Annotated in this window: 18 protein-coding genes; 7 read left to right on the top strand and 11 right to left on the bottom strand. The window is 68.7% G+C overall.

Annotation, left to right across the window (positions count from 1 at the left end; genetic code table 11):
• Nucleotides 1–9 precede the first annotated feature (9 nt).
• Nucleotides 10–1,149: an ROK family protein gene (locus ABD243_RS10435; RefSeq protein ID WP_344365088.1), complete on the bottom strand. Its 1,140-nt coding sequence runs from the start codon at nt 1,147–1,149 to the stop codon at nt 10–12.
• A 310-nt stretch (nt 1,150–1,459) separates the two neighbouring features.
• Between ABD243_RS10435 and ABD243_RS10430 the strand changes: the two genes are divergently transcribed.
• Nucleotides 1,460–2,731 (top strand): DUF1479 domain-containing protein, encoded by a 1,272-nt coding sequence (locus ABD243_RS10430; protein ID WP_344365085.1) that lies wholly within the window; start codon nt 1,460–1,462, stop codon nt 2,729–2,731.
• A gap of 105 nt (nt 2,732–2,836) precedes the next feature.
• Nucleotides 2,837–3,520: an HAD family hydrolase gene (locus tag ABD243_RS10425; RefSeq protein ID WP_344365082.1), complete on the top strand. Its 684-nt coding sequence runs from the start codon at nt 2,837–2,839 to the stop codon at nt 3,518–3,520.
• Here the strand turns inward: ABD243_RS10425 and ABD243_RS10420 are convergent.
• The 5 genes from ABD243_RS10420 to ABD243_RS10400 all read right to left on the bottom strand — a co-directional run bounded on the left by ABD243_RS10420 (nt 3,449) and on the right by ABD243_RS10400 (nt 10,070).
• Nucleotides 3,449–4,192 (bottom strand): HD domain-containing protein, encoded by a 744-nt coding sequence (locus ABD243_RS10420; RefSeq protein ID WP_344365079.1) that lies wholly within the window; start codon nt 4,190–4,192, stop codon nt 3,449–3,451. The two genes, ABD243_RS10425 and ABD243_RS10420, sit on opposite strands and share 72 nt — an antisense overlap.
• 84 nt (nt 4,193–4,276) lie before the next feature.
• Complete coding sequence (locus tag ABD243_RS10415; protein ID WP_344365077.1) at nt 4,277–6,034, bottom strand: acetyl/propionyl/methylcrotonyl-CoA carboxylase subunit alpha; 1,758 nt, start codon at nt 6,032–6,034, stop codon at nt 4,277–4,279.
• Nucleotides 6,034–7,785, bottom strand: coding sequence for a 5-oxoprolinase subunit B/C family protein (locus ABD243_RS10410; protein ID WP_344365075.1), 1,752 nt, complete (start codon nt 7,783–7,785; stop codon nt 6,034–6,036). The genes ABD243_RS10415 and ABD243_RS10410 overlap by 1 nt, the downstream gene beginning before the upstream one ends.
• Before the next feature lie 47 nt (nt 7,786–7,832).
• Nucleotides 7,833–9,170 carry an MFS transporter gene (locus tag ABD243_RS10405; protein ID WP_344365072.1) on the bottom strand — a complete coding sequence of 446 codons (1,338 nt, stop codon included), beginning with the start codon at nt 9,168–9,170 and terminating at the stop codon, nt 7,833–7,835.
• Between the two features lie 141 nt (nt 9,171–9,311).
• Nucleotides 9,312–10,070, bottom strand: coding sequence for a LamB/YcsF family protein (locus ABD243_RS10400; RefSeq protein WP_344365069.1), 759 nt, complete (start codon nt 10,068–10,070; stop codon nt 9,312–9,314).
• Between the two features lie 107 nt (nt 10,071–10,177).
• Here ABD243_RS10400 and ABD243_RS10395 point away from each other — a divergent pair, with 107 nt between their 5' ends.
• Complete coding sequence (locus ABD243_RS10395; protein WP_344365067.1) at nt 10,178–10,942, top strand: GntR family transcriptional regulator; 765 nt, start codon at nt 10,178–10,180, stop codon at nt 10,940–10,942.
• A gap of 173 nt (nt 10,943–11,115) precedes the next feature.
• On the opposite strand, the gene ABD243_RS10390 is transcribed toward ABD243_RS10395, so the two are convergent.
• From ABD243_RS10390 to ABD243_RS10370, 5 genes are all read right to left on the bottom strand, one after another.
• Nucleotides 11,116–11,499, bottom strand: a complete 384-nt coding sequence (locus tag ABD243_RS10390; RefSeq protein ID WP_344365064.1) for a hypothetical protein — start codon at nt 11,497–11,499, stop codon at nt 11,116–11,118.
• Nucleotides 11,490–11,669, bottom strand: a complete 180-nt coding sequence (locus ABD243_RS10385) for a hypothetical protein (protein WP_344365062.1) — start codon at nt 11,667–11,669, stop codon at nt 11,490–11,492. Before ABD243_RS10385 ends, ABD243_RS10390 begins: the two co-directional genes overlap by 10 nt.
• A 296-nt stretch (nt 11,670–11,965) precedes the next feature.
• Nucleotides 11,966–13,564: a glycoside hydrolase family 32 protein gene (locus tag ABD243_RS10380; protein ID WP_344365060.1), complete on the bottom strand. Its 1,599-nt coding sequence runs from the start codon at nt 13,562–13,564 to the stop codon at nt 11,966–11,968.
• Between the two features lie 98 nt (nt 13,565–13,662).
• A complete protein-coding gene (locus ABD243_RS10375) occupies nt 13,663–14,736 on the bottom strand; it encodes a LacI family DNA-binding transcriptional regulator (RefSeq protein WP_344365057.1) in 1,074 nt (357 codons plus the stop codon).
• A gap of 1 nt (nt 14,737) precedes the next feature.
• Nucleotides 14,738–16,003, bottom strand: coding sequence for a Gfo/Idh/MocA family protein (locus ABD243_RS10370; protein ID WP_344365054.1), 1,266 nt, complete (start codon nt 16,001–16,003; stop codon nt 14,738–14,740).
• Nucleotides 16,004–16,160: 157 nt separating this feature from the next.
• On the opposite strand from ABD243_RS10370, the gene ABD243_RS10365 reads away from it, so the two are divergent.
• The 4 genes from ABD243_RS10365 (at nt 16,161) to ABD243_RS10350 (ending at nt 21,803) form a co-directional block, all read left to right on the top strand.
• Complete coding sequence (locus ABD243_RS10365; RefSeq protein ID WP_425547170.1) at nt 16,161–17,117, top strand: carbohydrate ABC transporter permease; 957 nt, start codon at nt 16,161–16,163, stop codon at nt 17,115–17,117.
• Between the two features lie 11 nt (nt 17,118–17,128).
• The gene (locus ABD243_RS10360) at nt 17,129–18,058 is read left to right on the top strand and encodes a carbohydrate ABC transporter permease (RefSeq protein WP_116766371.1); all 930 of its coding nucleotides are present in this window, start codon (nt 17,129–17,131) and stop codon (nt 18,056–18,058) included.
• Nucleotides 18,059–18,155: 97 nt separating this feature from the next.
• A complete protein-coding gene (locus ABD243_RS10355; protein ID WP_116766370.1) occupies nt 18,156–19,514 on the top strand; it encodes an ABC transporter substrate-binding protein in 1,359 nt (452 codons plus the stop codon).
• Between the two features lie 123 nt (nt 19,515–19,637).
• The gene (locus tag ABD243_RS10350; protein ID WP_344365048.1) at nt 19,638–21,803 is read left to right on the top strand and encodes an alpha-galactosidase; all 2,166 of its coding nucleotides are present in this window, start codon (nt 19,638–19,640) and stop codon (nt 21,801–21,803) included.
• The last annotated feature ends 52 nt before the right edge of the window (nt 21,804–21,855 follow it).

Here is a 21,855-nt window from a genome sequence, read left to right as displayed (position 1 = left end):
ACCGACGGATCACCGGCGGTATTCGGCCCAGATTCCTTCCACGGCCGCGTCACGGGCGTGCAATAAGGCGCCGGCCAGGGGCCCTTCTGTGCCGAGATCGCTGACGGTCACCAGTGTTGAGGGATCCAGCAGGTGCGGCACCAGGGTGACGCGCAAACGGTCCACAAACGCCGGGCAGTCCACCAGCGGCCCGCTCAACACGACGGCCGCGGGGTCGCTCAGGGTGGCCGTGTTGCCGATGGCTTCGCCCAGCAGTTCGAGGAAGTCGTCGGCCGCCGCGACGTCAGGGTGTTCCGTGAAGAGGCCGCGGTAACGGTCCATGTCCAGGGAAAGGCCGCCGGCCGTGGTGATCCCGAGATCGAGCAGACGCTCCATCAGCGTCCGTCCATTCTGCCGCAGATAGGCGATCTCTCCCGCGATGCCGTGTGAGCCGCGGCGCACCTCGCCGCCCATGACGAGGGACGCACCGATGCCGGCACCGACATAGACCATCAGGAAGTCCTCGACGCCGCGCATCGCTCCGGACTCGCGCTCCGCCAGGGCCGCCCAGTTGACGTCGTTGTCAACCCGGACCGGCCCCCGGCAGTCGCCGAGAAAACGTTCGCTCAGGTTCCACTGCCCTTCGGGGAAGGGCGCGTTCGGCAGGCTCAGCACGGCCTGTCCGGCGGCCTCGACGGGGTTGGCCTGGGAGATGCCGGCGGCCAGGCACGGTGTGGAAACATCGCGCCGGTACTCGGCGAACAGGCCGGAGAGGGCGAACTCGAGCTGATCCCGGGTCTGCGGCGTTCCCGACGAGACCTGGTAATCACCCACGACGCTGCCGCGCAGATCAGTGGCGCGGAGCTGGGCGCGGCCGGTGGCCACCGCGACGGCGAGAGCATGTCCGTAGCCGGGGGCGATGTCGTAGATCGCCGCGGTGCGGCCGCGCGGCCCGGCCGACTGGCCCGTCTCACTTATCAGCCCGGCTTCCGTCAGCCGGGTGGCCGCCTCGGAGGCGGTGGGCTTAGACAATCCGGCGGCCGCTGCGATGGCCGCCCGGGAGCTGGGCCCGTTGCGGCGGAGATGTTCGAAGAATCGCCGGTCAGTGACCGTGGCCAATGCCTGCGGCGTCGATGCAGCCGGGGCCAGGGAGTGCGGGGAACGGGTCAAGGCAGGGGTCCTCCGATAGGGGTCTTCCCCATCGTAACGGAGTGCCCTACACTGGAAAAAGGAATTAGTTAGGATTCTTTACTATAGGAGGAATTGCTGTGGAACCGACGCCCGCCACCCCTCAGATCCCGGCCGATCTCCCCGGCGCCGGTGACCGCCGCCGCGAGCTAGGCCTTCGCGAAGTCCGGGGTCACGAGCTCCCAGGGATGTGTCACGGACAGTGCCCTCGGACGGCAGGCTTCCCCCTTACATCGAAGTGCCCGATGCAAGAAACCGCAGTCTAGGAATGACGACAGAAGGAACGATGAAAATGAGCGAACAGGACACAGTCCACCAAGCCCCTCAGGTCCCCGCTGATGTCCCGGGCCAGATCCGCGCCCTCAAACGCGAACTGCGCGACCGGATCGGCGATGTCGAAGGAGTCTTCCGCCGGCTCGAGGACCGCATCCGGGTACAGGTCGAGGAAATCGAGGCCATCCGGGCCCGCGGCGAGGAGGTCTGGCCGGTTATCAGCTTTAGGGACATCGAATCCGGTCAGGTCAGCGAGGCCCAGCTGGCCGCGCTGAAGCGGCGCGGCTGCGCCGTCGTGCGCGGTCACTTCCCGCGCGAGACCGCGCTGGGATGGGACCGGCAGCTCGTGGACTACGTGGAGAGCAATGACTTCGATGCCAAGTACCGCGGCCCGGGCGACGACTTCTTCGGCACCCTGTCCGCCTCCCGCCCGGAGATCTACCCGATCTATTGGTCCCGCCCCCAGATGGAGGCGCGGCAGGACCCGCGGATGGCGGCCGTGCAGTCATTCCTGAACCGCCGCTGGACTTTCGAATCGGAGGGGCGGTCCTGGTTCGACCCTGACCAGGACTCGATGTACCCGGACCGGATCCGCCGCCGCCCGCCGGGCGCCGATTCGAGCGGCCTGGGCCCGCATACCGACTCCGGCGCCCTGGAACGGTGGCTCCTGCCGGCCTACCAGCGGGTGTTCCGGCTCGTGTTCGACGGCGAACCGGAGAAGTACGACCCCTGGGATGCCGCCTACCGCACCGAAGTCGACGAGTACGAGGGCGGATCCACGATGTGCTCGGCCTTCCGCACCTTCCAGGGCTGGACGGCGTTGTCCGACATGAACAACGATCAGGGCGTGCTGCAGACGGTCCCTATCCCCGAAGCGATGGCCTACATCCTGCTTCGTCCGCTGCTGGATGATGTGCCGGAGGACGAGTTGTGCGGCGTCAGCCCACGGCGCGTCCTGCCGATCAGCGAGCAGTGGCACCCTCTGCTGATGCGCGCGCTCTCGTCCATCCCCGACGTACAGGCCGGCGACTCGGTGTGGTGGCATTGCGACGTGATCCACGCCGTCGCCCCCGTGCAGGACCAACAAGGATGGGGCAACGTCATGTACATCCCGGCAGCCCCCCAGTGCGAGAAGAACACCCGGTACGCCGCCGTCGTGGCAGAGGACTTCAAAGCCGGACGCTCACCGCGGGACTTTCCCGAGGAGCACTACGAAACCGACTGGGATAACCGGTTCCCCGAGAACGACCTCAACCCCATCGGCAGGCGGGCGCTCGGGCTAGGCGTTTAGCCGCGCCGCCCGGTCGGCGCCGGCGCACCGGTCCCTAGACCACCGCGCCGGCGCCGACAGGGCCACCAGCCAGCCCCACCGCGACCCACCCACGGAAGGACAGCAGTGCCTGAGATCCAGGACAACAGAACCGGATACCCCGCAGCGGTGCTCTGGGACATGGACGGCACGCTCGTGGACACGGAGCCGTTCTGGATCCAGGCCCGCGCCGATCTCGCCGCCGAATACCACGTGCCCTGGAGGGACGCCGATGCCGCCTTCTTCGTGGGCAAACCCCTGCCGGTGTCCGCGGCCGAGATGCGCAACCGCGGAGTCCCCCTGGCTGGACCGGAGCTCATCGACCGGCTCGTCCACCAGGTCCTGGACACCATCCGCGACCGGATCCCCTGGCGGCCCGGAGCGCAGGAGCTCCTCGCACGCCTCGCTCAGGCCCGGATCCCCTGCGCACTGGTCACCCAGGCGTTCCGGCCGGTCGCCGGATACATCGCCCAAAGCGCCGGTCCCGACGCCTTCCTCAAGGTCGTGGCCGGTGATGACGTCACCCACGGCAAACCGCACCCCGAGGCATACCTCACGGCCGCGGCATCCTTGGGAATCCGCCCCCGAGACTGCCTCGCCATCGAGGACACGGACACCGGGGCGGCCAGCGCCGTGGCCGCCGGCATGACAGTCCTGGTCATCCCACATCTTGCGCATGTCCCCGACGGCCCGTTCCGGTCAACCCGGGAGACCCTCACCGGGATTACCCTCGATGATCTTCGCCTCCTCCGGCCCGCGCTGCGCCGTTAGCAGCGCCTGACGCTGCGGCCACAGCGTCACCGATTCCAGCGCCGACAACGCCCGGGCCATGCCCTGCGCCTCTGCCGTGAACAGGTGTCCGTGGACGCGCTGGCTGCACAGGCGCATGGCCTGGCCGCGGTCGAGTCCGAACCAGTCCATCACGGTGTCGATGCCGTGCGGGCTGAGCCGCCAGGTCTTGTCCGCGTCCTTGACGATCGCGTCCTCGATCGAGAGCGCCTCGCGCCGGGAGTCGTGGCCGTCGATGATGTCCAGGATGGCCGGCACTTTACCGGCATCGTACCCGGCCGCGGCGAGGATCCCGGCGGCGAGCCGGGCACCCTCCTTTTCGTGCAGCAGCACCAGGTCCGGTCTCCCGCCTCCGGGCGCGATCGCCTGGAGGACTTCCGCCGGCGGCACCTGCGACCAGCCGATATCGTGCAGCATGATCGCGGGAAGGACGACGGCGGCATCCGCTTCCGGGTGCCCATCCAGCAGCGCGCGGGCCAGCCCCACCGCGTAGAGCGTATGGGCGTCGTTGTCGCGCACCGTCAGGAACGGCGCCGCTAGCTCCCAAAGGGCCGACAACTCCGGGTCCAGGGCGATCACGCCGTCCGGCTGCGCCTCGATCCCCGCCGAGACGTCAAGGCCGGACATGTTGGCAGCAGGCTGCAGTTTGGTCATCCAGCCAGCGTGCCCGCCCGCGGCACGCAGGGCAAGGGGCCGTTTCCGCTGGGCGGAAACGGCCCCTGTAATCCAAGAAACGAACTACCCGATCAGCGCCAGGACCGCTCCGGCCGTGACCACTCCACCGGCTTCGGTGCGGACGTCGGTGACGGTCCCGTCCCGGTGCGCGGAAACCTGGGTTTCCATCTTCATGGCTTCAAGAACAACCACCGGGTCCCCGGTCGCAACCTCGGCGCCCGGTTCGACCAGCCACTTCACCACGGTGCCGGCCATGTCGGCACGCAGTTCCCCCGGGTCGGCAGCGGCGGCCTTACCGCCGTCGGACACTACCGCCAAACCGGCAGGTGCCGGGCCTCCGGAGCGTGCCCAGCCGTCCAAGAGGTCGGCCGGAAGCCCGACGGCCAGACGGCGGCCGTCCACCTCGACGGTGATGGTGCGGCGTTCGCCGTCGGGCGCGGTGGTGTTGTAATCGGGATCGGCCGAGATGGAGACACTGTCCGCGAAGTCGGTTTCGATCCAGCGGGTGTGGATGCCCAGCTCGTCCTCGGAGGTGAAGTCCGGGGACGCGAGCACGGCCCGGTGAAAGGGCAGCACGGTGGCGACGCCGGTGATGCGCATCTCGGCGAGGGCGCGGCGGGCGCGGCGCAGAGCCTGCTGGCGGTCCGCTCCCGTGACGATCAGCTTTGCGAGCAGGGAGTCGAACTGCGGCGCCACGAAGGAGCCGGAGCGGACCCCGGTGTCCAGCCGGATGCCCGGGCCGGTGGGGCCGGCGAACTCGCCGATGGTGCCGGGCGAGGGCAGGAAGCCGCGGCCCACGTCCTCGGCGTTGAGCCGGAATTCGAAGGCGTGGCCGCGCGGTGCCGGGTCCTCGGTCAGGCGCAGCGGCTCCCCCGCGGCGATCCGGAACTGTTCCTGGACGAGGTCGATTCCGGTGGTTTCCTCGGTGATGGGGTGCTCCACCTGAAGGCGCGTGTTGACCTCGAGGAACGCCACCGTTCCGTCGGCCGCGACCAGGAATTCCACCGTGCCGGCGCCGGAGTAGCCGGCCTCCCGGCAGACGGCCTTGGCGGCGTCGTAGATCAGCGTGGTCTGCTCCGCGCTGAGGAACGGTGCGGGAGCCTCCTCGAGGAGCTTCTGGTGCCGGCGCTGGAGGGAGCAGTCGCGGGTTCCGACAACGACCACGTTGCCGTGCGCGTCCGCCAGGACCTGCGCCTCGACGTGGCGGGGGCGGTCCAAGTAGCGCTCGACGAAGCACTCTCCGCGGCCGAACGCGGCGATCGCCTCACGGACGGCGGAGTCGAAGGCTTCCTCGACCTCGTCGAGGACCCGGACCACCTTCATGCCGCGTCCGCCGCCGCCGAAGGCGGCCTTGATGGCGATCGGCAGGCCGTGCTGTTCGGCGAAGGCGCGGGCCTCGGCGGCCGTGTCCACGGGACCGTCGCTGCCGGCGACCAGCGGCGCGCCGGCCCGGACCGCGGCGTCGCGGGCCGTGATCTTGTTGCCGAGCAGCCGGATCGCCTCCGGGCTGGGGCCGATCCAGGTCAGCCCGGCGTCCAGGACGGCCTGGGCGAAGTCGGCGTTCTCGGAGAGGAAGCCGTAGCCGGGGTGGACGGCGTCCGCTCCGGACTCGGCGGCCACGGCGAGGAGCTTGGGGATGTTCAGGTAGGTGTCCGCGGGCGAGTTGCCGTTCAGGCTGAAGGCCTCATCCGCGGCGGAGACGTGCAGGGCATCGGCGTCGATGTCGGCGTACACGGCGACGGACGCCAGCTGCGCGTCATCGCAGGCCCGGGCTATGCGGACCGCGATTTCTCCACGGTTGGCGATCAGGACCTTGCGCATCAGTTACTCACTTCTTTTTCGGTGGTGTTGTGTTCGAGGGTGCTGGATTCGGCCCAGCGGAAGCGGATCTTCCCGCCGATGGGGACCTGCGCGGCGAGGTCCAACTGGGAGTCGACCACCACGGCGATCACCGGGTAGCCGCCAGTGATCGGGTGGTCGGCGAGGAACAGAACGGGCAGCCCCTCCGGCGGGATCTGGAGGGCGCCCGCCACGGTGCCTTCGCTGGGCAGCTCGCCTTGACGGGTGCGCTGCAGCGGCGTCCCGTCCAGCCGCATGCCGACGCGGTTGGACTGCGGCTTCACCTCCCACTCCTGGCCGGTGAAAGAGTCCAGAGCGGCCTGGCCGAACCAGTCGGCGCGCGGGCCGGGGACGACGTCGAGGACGGTCACCCCGGTGCCCGGGTAGTCCGGCTGCAGCTCGGGGTGCCCGACGACGCCGGACTCGGCCTCGCCGCCGGCGGCAAGGAGCTGCCCCGCGGTCAGGGGTGCGGGGCCGATTCCGGACATGGTGTCCGTGGAGCGGCTGCCCAGCACCGGGGAGACGCCCACTCCGCCCCGGACAGCGAGGTAGCTGCGGAATCCGCTCTGCGGGGCACCGAGGCTGAGCGTTTCGCCGTCGAGCAGCGCGAAGGGGGTGGCCATCGGCGCGGTGCGGTGCCAGGTCTCCCCGGCGCCGTCCGGCGCCGACTCGATGCTCAGTTCCGACGGCGCCCCGGCAACCGCGAGGACCTGGTCCCCGGCGGCCTGGACTTTGAGGCCGCCGGCGACGGTCTCGATGGCGGCGGCCGACGGCGCGTTCCCGACGAGGCGGTTGGCCCGGCGCAGCGAGGCCCGGTCCAGGGCTCCGGCGGCGGAGACGCCGAGGCCCGAGTGGCCGTGCCGGCCGAGGTCCTGGACGAGGCTCTGCAGGCCCGGCGACACGATCCGGAGTCCGGCGGTGATGCCCTGCATAACGGCGGGTTCCGGCACGGATCCGGAAATTTCCATGGCGGGCTCCGGGGCCGGCCCGGCGGCGGACTCGGCGGCGGACTCGGCGGCTGGCTCCGCGACTGGCTCGGCGTCCGGCTCTGCTGCAAGCGCGACTGCATCCCGGACGGGGCGGAACTGCACCCGGTGGCCGGGGGCGGCCAGGGCGGGCTGCTCCCGGTCCAGGTCCCACATCCGGGCGTTGGTGCGGCCGATCAGCTGCCAGCCGCCCGGGGAGCGGCGCGGGTACACGGCCGAATAGTTGCCGGCCAGCGCCACGGAGCCCGCGGGGACAGCGGTGCGGGGCGAGCTGCGGCGGGGCACTTCCAGCTGCCCGTTCTCCCCCACCATGTAGCCGAAGCCGGGTGCGAAGCCGGCGAAGGCCACGGTCCAGACCTGGCCGGAATGGGCGGCGATCACGCCCTCGGCTCCCAGACCGGTGAGCCGGCCGACTTCGGCGAGGTCCTCGCCGTCGTACACGGTGTCGATGACCACCAGCTCGCCGCCGCGCTGCGCGGTGGCGGTGAGGTCGAGCTGCAGCAGCCGGGCGGCGATCCGCCGGGCCGAGGCCGGGGAATCGGCCTTGACCAGGACGGTCTCGGCGGCGGCCAGGATGTCCTGCTGGCCCGGCAGCGGCGTCTCGAGGAGGAGTGCCTGCAGGGCAAGGACGTCCTGGGTGCCGGAGAGCTCGGCCAGGACGGCACGGGTGCCCACCGCCCGCACGGAGCGGACCTTGTGAACCGTGCCCTGCTGAACTGCGTCGTTCTGAACTGCCAGGGTTTCCATTGCTGTCTCCATCATCGCCACCGTTTTCCTGAAAGGATCCGCGCCGCTCAGGCGTGGGCTGCCTGCAGGAGCCGCTCTTCCTCCTGGGTCTGCGGGTTCCGGCCGATGGCCAGGCCGATCACGGTTACAACGGCGGCAACGGCCAGGTAGCCGGCGATCAGGTACCAGTTGCCGGTCGCGGCGAAGAGTGCGGTGAAGATCAGGGGCGCCACGGCGCCGCCGATCACACCGGCAAGGGTGTAGGCCAGCGAGCTGCCGGCGTAGCGCAGGCGGGCCGGGAACTGCTCGGTGATGAAGGCGGCCTGCGGGCCGTACATGAAGGCGTGAAGCGCCAGCCCGATCACGACGCCGATGGTCAGCATGAGCACGGACTTGCCCTGGATCATGAGGAAGAACAGCGGGATGTACAGGGCGGTTGCGACCGTCGCGATGCCGTAGACGAGGCGGCGGTTGAAGCGGTCCGTGAGGGCACCGGCGGCGGGGATCAGGAACAGCTGGAAGGCGGAGCCGATCAGGATGGCGCCGAGGACGTTGCCGGTGGTCATGCCCAGCTGTTTGGTGGCGTAGAGGGCCACGAACACCGTGAACAGGGAGTAGAGCACGTCGGGGCAGATCCGGGACAGGGCGGCGGCCACGAGGGCGCGGGGTTCTTTGGTGAAGACCTCCTTGATGGGGGCCTTGGGTGCCTCGCCGTGGGCCTGGATGGCCTTGAAGACGGGAGTTTCCTCGAGCTTGAGCCGGATCAGGAGGCCGAAGACCACTAGGAGGGCGGAGGCGAGGAAGGCCACGCGCCAGCCCCAGGAGAGGAAGGCCTCGGTGCTGAGGGTTGCCGCGAGGAGGGCCAGGACGCCGTTGGCCATCAGGTTGCCGGCGGGCGGGCCGATCTGGGCGGCCGAGGACCAGAAGCCGCGCTTCCGGGCATTGCCGAATTCGCTGGAGAGCAGGACGGCCCCGCCCCATTCGCCGCCGACGCCGATACCCTGCGCCAGGCGCAACAGGACCAGGATCGCCGGGGCAGCGACGCCGATGGCCGCGTAGCCGGGCAGCACGCCGATGAGTACGGTGGCGACGCCGATCAGCATGAGGGTGACCACCAGGACATGCTTGCGGCCGATCTTGTCGCCGAGCCGGCCGAAGATCACGCCGCCGATGGGGCGGGCGAGGTAGCCGACCGCGAACGTGGAGAAGGACAGCAGCAGGCCGACCAGCTCATCGCCCACGGGAAAGAAGATCTTCGGGAAGATCAGTGCCGACGCCACCGAGTAGATCGCGAAGTCGTAGTATTCCAGCGACGTGCCGGTGAGGCTCGCGATGTAGGCCTTGATGGCGCCGGGCGGCAGCTTCCTCTTGCTGGCGGCCGGGGTGGCCTGCTGCGGTGTGGTCATGATTTTTCCTCCAGGTGTGCGGGGTGCTGCCTGTTGCGTGGTGTGGGGTCGGGGGGAACCGGGTGGATCCGGTGTGATGCTGAGGTGCTGCGATGCTGTGAGCGTCGTCCCGGACGGGTGCCTTGCCTTCCGGGAGCTGTCTTAGACGAACGCGGCGGTGGTGATTCCGGCGGCGTTGAGCGCCTCGCGGACGGCCGCGGCCATGGTGACGGCTCCCGGGGAGTCTCCGTGCACGCAGATGCTCTCCGCACGGATCTTCAGGATGGAGCCGTCAATCGTGCGGACGGCGGAATCGGTGGCCATCCGGAGGACATGCTCCGTGACCTCCGTGTGGTCGTGCAGGACCGCACCGGGGAGCGTGCGGGAGACGAGCGTGCCGTCCGGGTTGTAGGCCCGGTCGGCGAAGGCTTCGGTGACGGCCCGGAGACCGGCGGCCTCGGCCAGGCGCAGCACCTCCGAGCCCGGGAGGCCCAGGATCGGCAGGTTCGGGTCCACCGATTTCACGGCCTCGACGACGGCGCGCGCCTGCGCGGTGTGCGCCACGATCGCGTTGTAGAGGCCGCCGTGCGGCTTCACGTAGGCCACCTTGCCGCCTTCTGCCGCTGCCAGGGCCTGCAGCGCGCCGATCTGGTAGACGACGTCGTCCGCCAGTTCGCCGGGATCGATGTCCAGGAATCGGCGGCCGAAACCTGCGAGGTCGCGGTAGCCGACGTGCGCTCCGATCATGACGCCTGCAGCAACGGCCTCGCGGCAGGTCAGGCGGATCACGCTGGGGTCGCCGGCGTGGAATCCGCACGCCACGTTGGCGCTGGAGACGGAGCGGAACATCGCCAGATCATCGCCCAGCGTCCAGCGTCCGTACGACTCGCCGACGTCGCTGTTCAGGTCGATCGTTCCCATTGTGATCCTCATCTCATGATTGGGCCCCTATCTAGGATGCACCAAAAGTTCGGATTGTTCAACGATTCTTCAATCCAACGATGTGACGATCGTGTAAATTCTGGAGTATGACCAGCTCCGAAGCAGGATCCCGAGTCCTTCCCGCCACGCCTCGAAGCGGGGCGGGCGCCGGCGCCGCGGCGGATAAGAAGCGCGAGGCCGCGGCAGGGGCTGCCCTGGGTGCGGCGGCACGGCTGCGCGTGGCGGTGCCGTCCGTGGCGGACCGCGTAGCGGCTGAACTGCGCCTGCAACTGGCGGAGGGGCTGCTTCTGCCGGGAGCCCGGCTCACGGAATCGACCATCGCGGAGGATCTGGGCGTCTCCCGTAACACCGTCCGCGAGGCTTTCGCTGAACTGGCGGCCGAGCGCTTGGTGGTCCGCCACCCGAACCGGGGCGTCTTCGTGGCAAGCCTGGAGGCCGGGGACATCCACGACGTCTACACGGTGCGCCGCGCCGTCGAGGTGAGCGCAATCCGCGGCGGGGGCAGCCCCGAGCGCGTGGCAGCGATCCGCGCGGCCGTCGAGGAGGGCAAAGCCGCGGCCGCTGCCGGCGACGAAGAGGCCTTGGGCAACGCCAACCAGCACTTCCACGGCGCGATCGTGGCCCTGGCAGAGAGCCGCCGGCTGGACACGATCATGGCCCAGGTCCTGGCCGAGATGCGGCTCTTCTTCCACAAGGCCACTCTGGATGCGCACTTCTACCGGGGTTACCTACCGGACAACGAGGAAATTTGCGCGGCCCTGGAAGCCGGCGACCTGGACCGTGCCGGGGACCTGTTGCTGGCCTACCTGGACCGTTCCGAGGAGCGCCAGGCCGCCGTCCACGGGGACTGAGCGGCCGGTCAGGACAGCCCGGCGACGCTCAGTCGGCCCTGCGACGCGCAATATTCCTACCGACACCTGGATTCCGGCATCGGTGGAAACTTTGGGTGTCGTCGGAAAATCTCCGCGTCATGGACCCGGTCAGGGCATTCAGTCGGTGGCGCCGGTTAGCCTCACGCCCGCGGTCAGGACAGGCACTCGTCCACGATCTTGCCGGCAACACCGCCAATGACCGTTCCCAGCCCGGCGCCCGCCGCCCCGCCGAGGATGCCGCCGATCGCGGCTCCGGCCCCCGCGAGCGTCTCCTGCCAGTTGCCCCCGGACTTCTTGTAGACCACGGTGGTTCCGCCGCCGCTGTCGGTGCCGTCCGTGGCCACGTAGGAGCCGGCCGACGCCGACGCGAACGCCAGCGCTACGGGGCTGGCGCCGGGCTTCAGGAGCATTTCGTCGTAGGTTTTCCGGACCTCGTGGTACGCGTCAGACGCGTCCTTCTTCCCGGATGTGGCAGCGAATCCTTCGTCACAGATCCCGGCCAGGACCGGCAGTTCGGATTCCGTAATCAGGCCCATTTCCAGGAGCTTGTCGAGGATGATTTTGTGGCCGCCAGCCGGTCACCTTTGGCCTCCCGCATGATGCGCTCAGTTTCCCGGGCCACCGCGCTTTGCCGGTCTTCTACGCCGACCCCCACCGCCGGAGCCTTGTGCCAGGGCCGATTTTCCAAGGGCTGCTTGTCCATCATTGTGCCGCACCTCCATTAAATACGGTCTTGCAGATTCGCACAGGTTACGCCCGCGGGATTCCCTCCGGTTGACCTTTCCGTAATCGCGGCGGACCCCGGAGCAGGAGGAAAATCGGCTACCAGAAAATGCCGGTGGCGGCTGTGGCCTTAGTGTCGGGCAAACGGCGTCGGGGTTTCCCCATGTTTGCGGGATCCGGCCGGCGTGTTGCGCCGAACCGCCGGCACTTGGCGGCGTCGCGCCGTTGAAGGTGGGGAATCTCCGCGGCGGTCCCCGGAGAGTTCAACGGCACGCGAGCCTAGCGGCGCCGGATGTCCAGCGTCCGTACCCTCGCCCCGTGGCCCTCCGCGAACAGCGCCATTCCGGTGCTGGATTCCGCCGGGAAGACGAGGTCCGTGAGGACGGCTAGGCCGTCCTGGGCGAAGACCTCCACCGAGCAGGCGTCCAGGTGCACCTGAAGGCGCAGCCGCCCGGCGTCGAGAGGCACGTGAACGTCTTCTACCGACGCGAAGTCCTCGTGGAATTCCACGGCGCCGGACTCCCGACGGTCCAGGGACAGCCTGGACGTGGCGGTGTCGTAGGCCAGTACGGTCCGCTCGGCGCCGCCCGTCCGGAGCAGGAGACCCACCCTGGCGGCGGTTCCGGGCTCAATCTCGACGTCGATGCGCGCGGCGGCTGAAGCGGCGGTCGATACAGCGTCCCCGACGGCGGCGTCCGAATCCGGCGCCAATAGGTCCACGGTTCCGGGGTGCAGTTCCCGGGACCCCAGGGAGATCCGGCGGACGTCCGGGGCGCCGTCCAGTCCGTCGAAGGGACCGACTGCCGCCTGCCGCAGGACGACACCGCCGGAGGGCAGCCGTGTCAGGGTGACTTCCCGCGCCAGGGACATGGCGCCGCGCCAGCCCTTGGTTGGTGTCTTGCCCGCGTAGTCCCAGTTGTTCATCCAGCCGATCATGATCCGGCGGCCGCCGGGGGCGTCATTGAACGAAACGGCCGCGTAGTAGTCCCGTCCCCGGTCGAGCCAGGCATAGTCCGGCATCCGGCTTCCGTCCGGCTGGAGGCCCTCGGTGACCGTGGTCTCCGAACGGAAGTGCACGCCGTCGAACGTGCCCACAAAGTACTGGGCGCCCGAGCCGCCGGCGATGCCGCCCGGATTGAGGTTGACCACCAGGACCCATTTGGTGTCGGCCGGGTCGCCGTCCACCGCGAGGGGAAAGAGATCGGGGCATTCCCAGTCGCCGCCGGTGGCGTTCGCGGGGCCAAAGCTGCTCAAGTATTCCCAGTCCTTCAGGTTCGCCGACCGGTAGAGGACCACCACACAGTCCGTGGCCTCCACCGCGGCCATCACCCAGTAGCTTCCCGCGGGGCCGTCGTAGCGGAACACCTTGGGGTCGCGGAAGTTGGCGGAAGTGCGGTCCAGGACGGGGTTGCCGACGTACTTGGTCCAAGTCTGCCCCCGGTCCAGGCTGTAGGCCAAAGACTGGGCCTGCCGCCCGCGCAGCGGCGAAGCGTCGGTGTATGCGCTGGTGTAGACCGCCACCAGCGGCGGCTTCCCGGGGGTGCCGAAGCCGCTGGTGTTGTCCGGGTCGAACACCACGGAGCCCGAGAATATCGCCTCGTTCCCGTCGCAGGAAATGGCGACCGGCTGTTCCTCCCAGTGCAGGAGATCCGCCGACGTCGAGTGACCCCAGGACATATTCCCCCAGGCGTCTCCGGAGGGGTTGTGCTGGTAGAAGAGGTGGTACGTGCCGTTCAGGTGGATCAGCCCGTTGGGGTCGTTGAGCCAGTTCTTGCCGGCCGAGTAGTGCCACTCGGGCCGGAACGGGTCGGAGGATAGCGGCAGGGACGCGGCCGCTTCCGGCACAGCAGAAACAACAGCAGATGCGGGGACATTCATGTGGACCTCTGGGGTCCGGCAGGGCGCGGCTCATCAACGCGCCCGGCATATGGAACGGGGAACGGTACGGAGAACGGGAGGACGTGCGGGCGGGAACCTTAGCTGGCAGGCCTGGCAGGCAGACCCGGAGCGGCCGCCGCGGGCACGGGCACGCAGCCGCAGGAGGCCCGGAGGACCAGGTCCACGGGGAAGATCCTGTTCCGGGTTGGAGACACGCCGTCGAAGTCGATGAGCGCTTCGACGGCGGCCTCGGCCATGGCCTGGACTGGCTGCACGACCGTGCTCAGCGGCGGCCAGCTGTACTCCGCCTCGGCCGAGCCGTCGAAGGAGAAGACCGCCAGATCCTCTGGGACCCGCAGGCCGGCCTCGGACACGGCGCGCAGCAGCCCGACCGCTTGGAGGTCGGAGCTGACAAAAACGGCGGTGGGCCGGTCCGCGGAGGCGAGCAGCCGCTGCCCGGCCCGGTAGCCGCCCTGCCGGTCGAAGTCGCAGCGCAGAATGGGCCCTTCCGGGAGTCCGGCTTCCGCGAGGCCCTGCTGCCACCCGACCTCGCGGGCATCCAGATCGTTGCCGGAGTTCATACCCATGACCAGCGCGATGTTGCGGTGGCCGTGGCCCACCAGGTGCTCGACGGCACGCCGGGAGCCTTCAAGCAGCTCCACTCCCACCGAGTTGAAGCCCGGCACCTCGCTGCTGTGGTTGAGCAGCACGGCGGGGATCTCGGAATGCTCGAGTTCGGTCAGGTCTGGTTCGAACAGCACGCTGGAGAGGAAGACCCCGTCCACGCGGCGGCTGGCGAGGTTCCTGACCTGGCGGCGCTCGTTGGCCGCCGATCCGCCCGAGTTGGCCAGCAGCAGGGCGTAGCCGCGCGCCGCCGCGGCTTCCTCCACGGCGCGGGCCAGGGTGGCGAAGAAGGGGTTGGTGGTGTCCGGGACCACCATGCCGAGCATCTCGCTGGAGCCCAATTTGAGTGCCCGCGCTGCGGCGTTCGGCCGGTATCCAAGGGCGCTGATGGCCTCGCGCACCTTCGCGGCCGTCACCGGGGAGACCCGCTTGGGACCGCCGTTCACCACATAGCTGACGACGGCGGTGCTGACGCCGGCCAGCCTGGCCACGTCTTTGCGGGTGATCGTGGGCCTGGCGGAAGCTGGCGAGTGTGGCACAGTGACCATGCTACCGCCGGGCTTCCCCGGCAATGCCTTCCCCGTCAGACGCCTCTCCAACAGGTCCGTGTGTGGGCAGCCGGGCCGGGGCGTCGCCGTGGTCCGGCACGGGCAGCCGCTCCCCGCCGCGGAGGGCGGACTCGTGCGCCACTATCCCCGGGAGGGTGTAACGGGCTGCCTCCCAGGCGTTGACAGGCGGGAGCGTCCCGGTATCGACGGCGGTGGCGAAGTCGTCCACCAGGAAGTGGTGGCTGCCCTCGTGCCCGTTGTGCAGCCCGCGGAATTCGGCGGGCAGCCGGCCGGCGTCGTGCACGGCGGCCAGCCCGGAGGTGAAGGCGTCCCGCAGGGCCGGTGCGACGCCGGCCAGCGCCGGATCGTCGGCGTCGAGCGTGGCGTGTGTGGCCAGTTCCGCACTGACATCGGTCACGGATTCCTTGTCCTGCCACACGCTGACCAAGGCCAGCTGCTCGAAGCTGGCTTCGGTGCCGAAGTAGCGGAAGCGGCTTTCCCGCAGGTGGGAGGGGTAGCCGACGCGGCGCATCTCGTTGATGCGCATGGACCCGCCGCTGGAGAGTTCGAACAGTGCGGTCGCGTTGGAGAAATCGTTGCCGAACATGCTGACGTCTTTGTCGAAGACGCCGTCGCCGCGCTCGTCGGGGACGCCAATGCAGCTGACGCTGACGGCGTGGCCGCCGATCGCGCCCAGCACCCCGCCGGTGGAGTGGGTGGGGTACAGCATAGGCGGGTAGCTGGCGGTGCGCTTCCAGTCCTCCCCGCCGCTGTACTGGTAGGCCTCGTAAAAGCCCAGGTCCATGTCGTGCACGTAGTCGCCCTCGGCATAGAAAATTCGGCCGAACGCGCCCTCGGCCCGGCGCTTGCGGGCGTACACCGTTGCGGGGTTGTAGTAGCTTGTCTCGCCCATCATGTAGGTCAGGCCCGTCTCGCGGACGGCCTCGATGATCCGGGCGATCTCGTCCTCGCTGACAGCCATCGGCACGGCCGAATAGACGTGCTTGCCGGCGCGAAGCGCCTGCAAGACCAGCGGCCCGTGCGTCCAGCGCTGGGTGAAGATCGCCACGGCGTCCAGGCCGCTGTCGAGCATGGCCTCGAAACTGGGATAAGTGCCCGCGAGGCCGAGCCGCTCCCGGAGGGCCGCGGCCCGTTCCGGCAGGACGTCGGTGACGTGGACTTCTGAAATTGCGGGGTGGGCGTCGAAGAGTTTGGCGAAGGCACCTGCGAACTGCCCGGCGCCGACGATGCCTAGTGAGAACGTCATGCACGCAAGTTTCACATCAGTTTCTACTCGAGTCAATACCTGATGATGAGCGGAAAGTTTCACCCCGGAAACATGAAAGAAACTGTTGCGCATTCAAAAGTTACTCGTGTAGATTCAAGCCTCAGTTGTAATCCACCTCACAGCGGAGGAACCTCAAATGACCACCACAACTGCCCGCGGAGCCGCCCCGGCCCGCAAGGCGACCGGCACGGGAACAGGCGATGCCGCCCCCCGCCGCCGGCGTCGACCCCGGAGCGACCTGAGGGTCGCCCTTCTCTTCATCGCCCCGGCCATGCTCGGCTTCGTGGTGTTCTACCTTGTGCCGAGCATCCGGGGCCTCTACCTGAGCTTCACCGAATACAACATCCTCGGAACGCCGAAGTGGATCGGCGGCGCCAACTACGCCGCAATCGCCAAGGACCCGCTGTTCTGGAACGCGCTGGGCGTCACCACCCAGTACGTCCTGATCAACATCGTCCTGCAGACCGTCCTGGCCCTGGGCCTGGCCCTCCTGATGCACCGGGTCGCCAAGTCGACCTTTATCCGCGGCAGCCTGCTGCTGCCCTACCTGATGGCGAACGTCATCGCCGCCCTCCTGTGGTTCTGGCTGCTGGACTACCAGATCGGCATCGTGAACAACGTCATCGACGCCATCGGCCTGCCCCGCATCGCCTTCTTCGGCAGCGAGGAATGGGCCATCCCCACCCAAGCCCTGATCAACACCTGGCGGCACATGGGCTACACGGCCCTGCTGATCTTTGCCGGTCTCCAGGCCATCCCCCAGCACCTGTATGAGGTCGCCAACCTGGACGGCGCTTCCCCCTTCCAGACCTTTTGGAAGATCACCATGCCGCTGCTCCGGCCCGTCGTCGTGCTGGTCCTGGTCGTCACCATCATCGGCTCGTTCCAGGTGTTCGACACCGTCGCCGTCACCACGCAGGGCGGCCCGATCAACGCCAGCCGCGTCCTGCAGTACTACATCTACCAGCGGGCGTTCACGGAGTCTGACTTCGGTTATGGCTCGGCCCTCGCTGTCATCCTCTTCGTCATCCTCGCCCTGGTCGCCTTCATCCAGATGAAGTTCCTCAAGGGCAACGAGTCGGACCTGGACTAAGGAGTCCCAGCATGACTACTGCCACGTCAGCCATCCCCGCCAAGTCACGGCGCATCAACGGCCGCCGCCGCTTCAACTGGCGCCGCGCCGGAGCCTGGGCCCTTGTGGTCCTTGCCGTCGCCGTCTCGGTACTGCCCTTCTACTGGGTCCTGCGCACATCACTGTCCTCCAACAGCGCACTGGCCAGCAACGCGTCCAACTTGCTGCCGGCCGACTTCAACCTCGGCGCGTACAAGCGGGTCTTCGGCCTCCAGACCGCCCAGGAAGCCATGGCGGAGGGAGGCTCCGGAGCCAAGATCGACTTCTGGATCTACCTGCGCAACACCGTCCTCTTCGCCGGGATCACCACCGCCGGTGCCGTCTTCTTCAGCGCCATGGCCGCCTACGCCTTCTCCCGCCTGCGCTGGCGGGGCCGGAACGCCGTGTTCAGCCTCTTCCTGGCCACCATGATGGTCCCGCCGATCTTCACCGCACTGCCCAACTTCCTGCTGATCAAGAACCTCGGCCTGCTGAACACGATGCTCGGCATGGTGCTGCCCTACCTCTTCATGACCCCGTTCGCGATCTTCTTCCTGCGGCAGTTCTTCCTGAACATGTCCCGTGAAGTGGAGGAGGCCGCCATGCTCGACGGCGCCAAGCACCTGCGCATCTTCTTCCAGATTGTGCTGCCCAACGCCGCCGCCCCGATCGCCACCCTGGCGCTGCTGACCTTCATCGGGCAGTGGAACGAGTACTTCTGGCCGCTGCTGGTCGGAAACCAGGAAAACGTCCGCGTTCTCACGGTCGGCCTGGGCGTCTTCAAATCCCAGTCACCGCAGGGTGCGCCGGACTGGTCCGGTCTCATGGCCGCGACCCTCATCTCTGCCCTGCCTGTCCTGCTGCTCTTCATCGCCTTCGGCAAGAAGATCGTCAACTCCATCGGATTCTCCGGAATCAAGTAACCCGCCCCAACCTGTGCTGGACGTTCCATCCGCACCCGCATCCCAAAAGCCCGTCCCTAAAGCGCCTTCCCGAAAATACCGTCCCGAAAGGACCCCCATGAACAAGAAAGCAGTCGGCGCCCTCGCCGCCGCGGCCGCCGCTGTCCTCGCCCTCTCCGCCTGCGGAAGCGGCGGAGAGGCCTCAGGTGCCTCCGGCGATCAAGCCAAGGGCGAGATCAGCTACTGGCTCTGGGACTCCAACCAGCTCCCGGCCTACCAGCAGTGCGCCGATGACTTCCACACGGCCAACCCGGACATCACCGTCAAGATCACCCAGCGCGGCTGGGACGACTACTGGAGCACCCTGACCAACGGCTTTGTCGCCGGCACCGCCCCGGACGTCTTCACCGACCACCTGGCCAAGTACCCCGAATTCGCCAAGACCGGCCAGCTGCTGGCCCTGGACGACGCCGTCGCGAACGATCACGTCGACCTCACCCAGTACAACAAGGGTCTCGCCGATCTCTGGGTCGGCGAGGACGGCAAGCGCTACGGCCTGCCCAAGGACTGGGACACGATCTCGCTTTTCTACAACAAGAAGCTCGCCGCCGGCGCCGGAATCAGCGATGAACAGATGAAAACCCTGACCTGGAACCCGCAGGACGGGGGCACCTATGAAAAGGCGATCGCGCACCTGACCGTGGACAAGAACGGCAAGCGCGGAGACGAGCCCGGCTTCGACAAGACGAAGGTTGAGGTCTACGGCCTCGGCCTGAACAGCTCCGGCTCCGGCCAGGGCCAGACCGAGTGGAGCTACCTTACCGGCACCACCGGGTGGACCCACACGGACAAGAACCCGTGGGGCACCCACTTCAACTACGACGACCCCAAGTTCCAGGAATCCATCGCCTGGTTCGCCGGGCTGGCGGAGAAGGGCTACATGCCCAAACTGGAAACCACCGTCGGTGCGAGCATGGCGGACACCTTCGCCGCCGGGAAGTCTGTCATCAACGCCCACGGGTCGTGGATGATCGGCCAGTACACCGGCTACAAGGGCGTCGACGTCGGAATCGCCCCGACCCCCACCGGCCCCGACGGCAAGCGGTCCTCCATGTTCAACGGCCTGGCCGACTCCGTGTGGGCCGGCACGAAGAAGCCCGCTGCCGCCGTGAAGTTCGCCGAGTACCTGGGCTCCGCCGCCTGCCAGGACGTCGTAGCCTCCAAGGCCGTGGTGTTCCCCGCGATCAAGTCCTCCTCGGACAAGGCAGAAGCCGCCTTCAAGGCCAAGGGCGTGGACGTGACGCCCTTCACCCAGCAGGTCAAGGAGAGCACCACCTTCCTGTTCCCGATCGCCGACAAGGCGGCCAAGGTGGACGGCATCATGAAGCCGGCCATGGACGCCGTGGTCTCCGGGAAGCAGCCAGCCAGTTCCCTCTCGCAGGCCAACGACCAGGTCAACTCGCTGTTCAACAAGTAAGCCGTTCAACAAGTGAGCCTCTGAAGCCACAGCCGCCCGCCACGGCGGCGCCCGGTTCGCGGGGTCCCTGTCCGGGATCCCGCGCACCAGCACCTGACTTCCGCACTACTGAAAGCGAATCCCATGCACCCCGTGCACCTGCGTTCTGCCGGCACCAGCCTCCTGCTGGCCTTCGACTCCGGCGAGGCCGAGATCGTCCACTGGGGCGCCGACCTCGGGGAGCACCTCCCCGATCTGGCGATCCTCCGCGGGCCCGTCCCCCACTCCGCCCTCGACATCACCGTCACCGCCGGACTGCTGCCGCAGGCCTCCTCCGGCTGGGCCGGTCGGCCCGGCCTCCGCGGGTACCGGAGCGCCGACGGGGTCCCCGGCCGGGACTTCTCGCCGGCCCTGCGGGTGGTTTCAACCGACGTGCGCGACGGCGGCCGCGGCGTCCTCATCATTCAGCGGGATTCCGACGCCGGACTGGAGGTCAGCACCGAGCTCACCCTGCACCCCGGCGGCCTCCTGGAGCTGGCGCACACCCTGAGCAACAGCGGCACGGCCGCCTACCAGCTCGAGGAACTCGCCGCAGTACTGCCGGTACCGCGGAATGCCACGGAACTGCTTGACCTCACCGGGCGCTGGTGCCGGGAAAACCACCCGCAGCGGCACGCCGTCCAGCAGGGCACCTGGGTCCGCACCGGCCGGCACGGCCGCACCGGCCACGATTCCTCACTCCTGGTCGCCGCCGGCACCGCCGGCTTCTCCAACCGGCGAGGCCAGGTCTGGGCCACACACTTCGGCTGGAGCGGCAACCACGAGCAGTACCTCGACAGCCTCGCCGACGGCCGGCGGATGCTCGGCGCCGCGGAACTGCTCGGCTCCGGCGAAGTGCTGCTTCACCCCGGCGCCAGCTACCGGACGCCGTCGCTCTTCGCCGCCTACTCCGGCCACGGCCTGGACGGCATCACCGAGGCCTTCTACGACTGGTTCCGCGCTCGGGCCCAACACGTGGACACCACGTCCGGGCGGCTCCGCCCCGTGGTCCTCAACACCTGGGAGGCGGTGTACTTCGACCACCGCCTCGAACCCCTGCTGGAACTCGCCGACTCCGCCGCCGGGCTCGGCGTGGAACGCTTCGTCCTCGACGACGGCTGGTTCCGCGGCCGCCGCGACGACCATGCAGGACTGGGCGACTGGTACGTCGACGAGGGTCTGTGGCCCAAGGGCCTGACCCCGCTGATCGACGCCGTGACCGCCCACGGCATGGAGTTTGGACTCTGGGTGGAGCCAGAGATGGTCAACCTGGACTCCGACGTCGCCCGCGAACACCCGGACTGGATCGTGGGCCCGTCGGCGCTTTCCCACAAGGACGGCGGCCGCCTCCCGCAGCCCTGGCGCCACCAGCATGTCCTGGACCTCGCCAATCCGGAGGCCTGGCAGTACATCTACGGCCGCCTCGACGCCCTCCTGCGCGAGAACGACATCGCCTACCTCAAATGGGACCAGAACCGCGACCTCACCGAGCACGGGAGCGGCGGACGCCCGTCCGTCCATGAGCAGACGCTGGCTGCCTACCGCCTCTTCGACGCGCTCAAGGCAGCACATCCGGACGTGGAGATCGAGAGCTGCTCCTCCGGCGGGGCACGCGTGGACCTCGGCATCCTGCAGCGCACCGACCGCGTGTGGGCATCGGACTGCAACGACGCCCTGGAGCGCCAGACTATCCAGCGGTGGACCCAGGCGGTCCTCCCGCCGGAACTAGTCGGAGCGCATATCGGCCCCACCACCTCGCACACCACGGCACGCACCCACGACATCTCGTTCCGCGCCATCACGGCCCTCTTTGGCCACTTCGGCATGGAGTGGGACATCCGCGCGGCCACGGATGACGAGCGGGCCACGCTGCGCCGCGCGATTGCGCTCTACAAGCGCCACCGGGCACTGATCCACTCCGGCAAGCGCGTGAACGCGGACACCGGCGAGCCCACCCTGAGCGTCCACGGTGTGGTCGCGCACGACGCCGGCGAGGCCCTGTTCGCGGCCGTGTCGCTGGCGTCCGCCCCGGCAGAGGTCCCCGGGCAGGCCTCACTGCCGGGCCTTGATCCGAAGCGGACCTATCGTGTCCGGGCCGAACTGCCCACCCCCCTTGACGGCGACTACGCGCACACCTTCACGCAGATCAGCCCGCCCGCATGGCTGGAAGACGGGGCCGTTGCCTCCGGCGCCTTCCTCCAGCACGTCGGCCTGCCCCTGCCGGTCCTGAACCCGGAGCATGCCCTGCTCCTGCACGTCCAGGCCGTCTGAGCACCGGCGGGCTGCCGGCCGAGGGGCACGGCGGTTGCAGTCAGCCCCGCGC

Origin of the sequence: Arthrobacter humicola (assembly GCF_039531445.1) — a bacterium.
GTDB lineage: Bacteria > Actinomycetota > Actinomycetes > Actinomycetales > Micrococcaceae > Arthrobacter > Arthrobacter humicola.
The sequence above is the reverse complement of the archived record's forward strand: the minus strand, read 5'-3'. Positions and strand labels throughout refer to the sequence as shown.